At 44.2% G+C, this 4453-nt stretch carries 7 protein-coding genes; 6 read left to right on the top strand and 1 reads right to left on the bottom strand.

Annotated elements, in window-relative coordinates:
* Window positions 1-529: late competence development ComFB family protein (locus H6S82_RS20100; RefSeq protein ID WP_191056612.1), on the bottom strand; the 529-nt coding region annotated here is incomplete at its 3' end.
* A 162-nt stretch (window positions 530-691) separates the two neighbouring features.
* Here H6S82_RS20100 and H6S82_RS20095 point away from each other — a divergent pair.
* The 6 genes from H6S82_RS20095 to H6S82_RS20070 all read left to right on the top strand — a co-directional run.
* Complete coding sequence (locus H6S82_RS20095) at window positions 692-850, top strand: hypothetical protein (RefSeq protein ID WP_190465681.1); 159 nt, start codon at window positions 692-694, stop codon at window positions 848-850.
* On the top strand, window positions 847-1839 hold the full coding sequence (locus tag H6S82_RS20090; protein WP_190465679.1) for an RNA ligase family protein: 993 nt from the start codon (window positions 847-849) through the stop codon (window positions 1837-1839). The genes H6S82_RS20095 and H6S82_RS20090 overlap by 4 nt, the downstream gene beginning before the upstream one ends.
* Window positions 1840-1917: 78 nt before the next feature.
* Window positions 1918-2742, top strand: coding sequence for a hypothetical protein (locus H6S82_RS20085; protein WP_190465678.1), 825 nt, complete (start codon window positions 1918-1920; stop codon window positions 2740-2742).
* A 170-nt stretch (window positions 2743-2912) separates the two neighbouring features.
* Complete coding sequence (locus H6S82_RS20080; RefSeq protein WP_190465677.1) at window positions 2913-3464, top strand: hypothetical protein; 552 nt, start codon at window positions 2913-2915, stop codon at window positions 3462-3464.
* A gap of 70 nt (window positions 3465-3534) precedes the next feature.
* The gene (locus H6S82_RS20075) at window positions 3535-4080 is read left to right on the top strand and encodes an RNA 2'-phosphotransferase (RefSeq protein WP_190465676.1); all 546 of its coding nucleotides are present in this window, start codon (window positions 3535-3537) and stop codon (window positions 4078-4080) included.
* A gap of 16 nt (window positions 4081-4096) precedes the next feature.
* A partial coding sequence (locus H6S82_RS20070; RefSeq protein ID WP_191056611.1) for an NUDIX domain-containing protein occupies window positions 4097-4453 on the top strand: 357 nt, incomplete at its 3' end.

The raw sequence follows: 4453 nt of genomic DNA, 5'->3' as shown, positions 1-4453 counted from the left end.
CGTCTTGTTCAAATCTGTGCAAGTTAGCCTCCAGCAAAGTACTAATTTGCTTGAAAAGTTCTTTGGGAGAACTCTTGCCCAAAGGTTGCCCTTTTAACAAAGTTTCTGGTTGTTCTAAGTAACGGGAAATCGCCTCACTTACCCTCTGGGCGATCGTCTCCTGAAGTTCTTCCTCCGCACGTTGGCGTTGATAGTCTGCACCTTCGTCTGTCGTAGCATACAACGGCGGCAAGCGATTGAGGGCATAAGCTGCGATGTCGCCGATATCCAGCAAACAGTCGCTAGTAGCTTCAAATTCCTCTATCTGCGCGATCGCCTCTTTGAGTACCAACTCCTCCATCAAATTAATAAACTGTTTTCGAGGCTGCATAAATGATTTTCCCCCATCCGATGACCCAGATTCTCCGCTAGTAGGAGGTCTGCGTCGTGGTAATGATGACAGATCGCCTGAGTCGCATTCCGCACAAGCCGTCCCATTATCGACGGATGTTATTGACCCAGGATGTTGCGGAGACGAGAAAGTTTGCATGATTTTATAATGTCGATTTTTTATACTGAGTCGCGCTCGCAATTAAGGAATACTTTATCGAAACCAAGTCACGTAGGCAATCCCTCCCTGTGGTGCTTTACCCCTCGGCCACCCTAATCAGAAAAATAATTTAAACAATTTTTTATTTTTGGAGGTAACGTTATGACTGATATGCGATCGGTTTACAAGGCGATCGCCCTAGCTGTCCAGCAGCAACTCGTAGAACAGTATTCTGTTCAAACAAAGGGTAAGAAATTGCCAAAGCTAAATATTAAGTTTTTCCGCAAAAGTTTAAAAACTCGTATTCGGCATATCCCATGAGCATTTTTAAAGTAGAAGTTGTCAAAATCAACAATGTATTACCTCATCCCAATGCAGACCGACTAGACATCGCCACTATTGAAGGGATGGCGTATCAGGTGATCGCCGCCAAGGGAAATTTTAAACCAGGCGATTTAGCATTTTACTTTCCGATCGACAGCGTTATCCCCGATCGCTTTCTAGATGAATTCGGGATTCGTCCTTACTATTCTAAAAAACTGCGGGCGGCCAAACTGCGGGGAATTTTCTCTGAAGGTTTGCTCATTCCAGTTGGCGATAACTTTGCGGGAAATGTTGGGGACGACTGCACGGAACATTTCGGCGTAACCAAGTACGAATACCCCATTCCCCAAACGATGAACGGGGATATGGAAACTGCGATCGGTCAATACAAATTCCCCAGTCCCGAAAACCTGAAGCGCTACCGAGATATTCTCTTTGATGGCGAAGAAGTTGTTGTCACCGAGAAAGTTCACGGAACGAATTTCAGCGTTTTAGTAGATGCTGAAGGTATAACTCACATTGGCAGTCACCATTACTTTTGGAAAAACAACGAAAATAACAAAACTCTGGTTTATGTGCGGGCGTACAACGATAACCCCATCCTCCATAAATTCCCCAAAAATACGCAAGTTTTTGGAGAAATTTACGGCGTGCAGGATATCAAGTATGGTTTGAAAGATGGTAAAATTGGAATAGTTATATTTGCTGTTCGGACAGAAGGGAAATTCCTAAATTATCCCGACTTCGTAGCGTTTTGCCAAGAATTTAATCTGCCGAGAGTACCTGTACTTTATATTGGTGCTTACAGTTGGGAAGCAATATCTCAGTTTAATAATGCCAATAGCGTACTAAATCCTAATAGCATGATGGAAGGCGTTATCGTGCAACCAACGCTCGAAAGAACGCATCCAGAAATCGGTCGAGTAGTGCTGAAACTGATAAGCGATCGCTACCTGCTTCGTCAAGAAGGTACGGAATTGCATTAGTAGCTTAGGGTGCGTTAAACGCACCCCATAAACAATGTAAAAATATTTCAAATTATGCAAATAAGGGAGTGAAGAAAGATGACTGTAAAACCTTGGGCTAGTTTCCCCTTAGCTGGAGGTGTAAATCAAGCACTTTCTGCCCTAGAAGTGGGGATGCACATCGCCCTAATTGCCACATTTGACCTCAAAAACTGCCATATAAATGAAACAGTAGAATCAGTTTTGGCAAATCCTGAATTAGAAGAATTTGATTATATTCCAGTTAACGATCGCGACAACATCATCGGCGTTTTCCATCGCCAAACTTCCAGCCTCGATCGGGTGGAAATATCCGTAGGCGAAGTCATGCAAAAAATCGATGAATCAATCATCATTTCCGCTAACGCCAGTCTGCTTTCCTTTATCGAAGATGCCGACAATCAACCTTTCCGCTTCATCCTTCATGGCAAACGCATCGTTGGAATTGTCACTCTCAGCGACTTGCAAAAATTCGCCGTCCGTCCCGTACTATTCGCATTAATTACTTGCGTCGAACTACTTTTAGCAGAGTGGTTGCGACAAAAATATCCAGACGAAAACGAATGGCTGGCAACTCTTTCTGAGAGTCGATCGACTATAATTGAACAGAGATGGATTGCGTGGAAAAACGACAATATGGCAATGGATAAAGCCAGCGTTACCGAATTTTGCGATAAGCGAGATGCAGCCCTTAATCTCGGTGCGTTCCCAAACAAAACTGCTGCTAGAAAAAAACTGAAAGAGGTGGAATCTTTACGTCACGCAGTTACCCACTCCGGCGATTACGCGCTGACTCCCGAAAATGCCAGAAATCTAGCCCGTACCGTTCGTTACGCACGAGAAGCGATCGCAATTCTTCAAGATTCTTTACAAGTCAAAATATGAACGATATGTAGCAAGGGCTTGTGGGTGCTTTCCGGCGCTACGAAGAAACCGGGTTTCTGGGCTGCACTTCCATCGAACTGCGATCGCAAATCTTTTCTCCCTGAATTGTAGTACACTATAAAACAAACACTTGCGCGTCTTTGAGCGATGGGGAGATAGCCGCACAAACTATGCCAGTAATTGTGAAAAGTCGCCGCACCTCGATCGATAACTTACGCAAACACTATGGAGAAGCTACTATTATTGACGTTACCTCTCGCGGTTCGGAACCTTGGATTCGATTCAGCCCATTTTATCCTCACGGTAACATTCCCGTTCCCTTTTCGCCTGGATACTTTAGCATGACAGTCGAAGGCATCTGGCAAGGCTTAAAAGTTTTCGAGTCAGCCGATGTAGACCCTAGCAAACTGATGATAACTAACATGAAAGGTATCAAGCGCACCCAACGCACTCACGGAAAAGTGCTGGGTCATCGGGCTGGATTAACAGGAGAGCGATTGTTATCTTACGCAGAAGCGCGTCGCGCCATCTATCTACCCTCATATAAATGGGTGTTGGAAAATTGCCTTCAGAACTTTCTCTCTCAAATTCAACAGCTTAGTGCAGACAAGACATTATTATTATTAGACTACGAAACTAACTGCGATCTAGATAATTTATCAAAGCCTTTATCACACGCAAGTTTAATCAAGCGATACCTGGAAAATGATTGGCCTTCTTAGTATTATATCTCGGTACAGTGGAGGCTTTACCTCTTGTCAAACTGGTAATGTAAAATAAAATGACTGGCTTATGAACGATTCTCGTCTAGTTAAAATCAGCAAATATCTGAGCAAATACCTACGTCACACTCCCGAAGAAATTGGCCTCAAACTTGCAGAAGGAGGTTGGGTTTCCGTAAATGAACTACTAGCCGCTTCTGCAAAGCACAACTTTCCCATCTCCCCCGACCAGTTGAATGAAGTAGTCGCCAAAAACAATAAAAAACGGTTTTCCTTCGACACCACAGGCACTTTAATTCGGGCTAACCAAGGGCATAGTGTCGAAATCGATTTGCAATTAGAACCCACTCTTCCTCCAAATGTGCTATACCACGGTACAGGACATCGCGCCGTCGAGTCCATTCTGGAAAACGGGCTTAACAAAATGTCACGACACCACGTCCATCTATCGACAGATATTGCTACAGCAAAAGCAGTGGGCAAACGGCACGGAAACCCAGTCGTTTTTGCAGTAGACGCTACCCGAATGCACCGGGATGGTTACGAATTTTACTGTTCTGATAATGGAGTTTGGTTAGTGGATAATGTTCCGCCCGCATATCTCAAGCAGATATAATTGAGTGAGTGCAACTATGCAACAAATCAAATCCTGCGGCATAATTGTTATGCGTACTGAACCCCAGTTAAGTTTTTTGCTCATGCAGAAACCCCATCGCTATGACTTGCCAAAAGGTCATATGGAACCTGGAGAAGATGAGTGGAGTTGCGCCCTCCGCGAATTGCATGAGGAAACTGGTATTGCCGCCAGCAATTTAGAACTCGATCGCGAATTTCGTTTCACCACTACCTACCTAAGGTCCGCCGAAAGATATGACGGTGAAACAGTCAACAAAACAGTGGTGATATTTCTGGGATGGCTCAAACAAAAAGTCAAGATCGAACTCAGCGAACACAGCGGTTATAAATGGGTAAAATGGAAACCACCCCAT

Source organism: Planktothrix sp. FACHB-1355 (genome assembly GCF_014748295.1).
Classification (GTDB): domain Bacteria; phylum Cyanobacteriota; class Cyanobacteriia; order Cyanobacteriales; family Aerosakkonemataceae; genus Aerosakkonema; species Aerosakkonema funiforme_A.
Note: the sequence above shows the minus strand (reverse complement) of the source record. Positions and strands in the feature narration are given on the sequence as shown.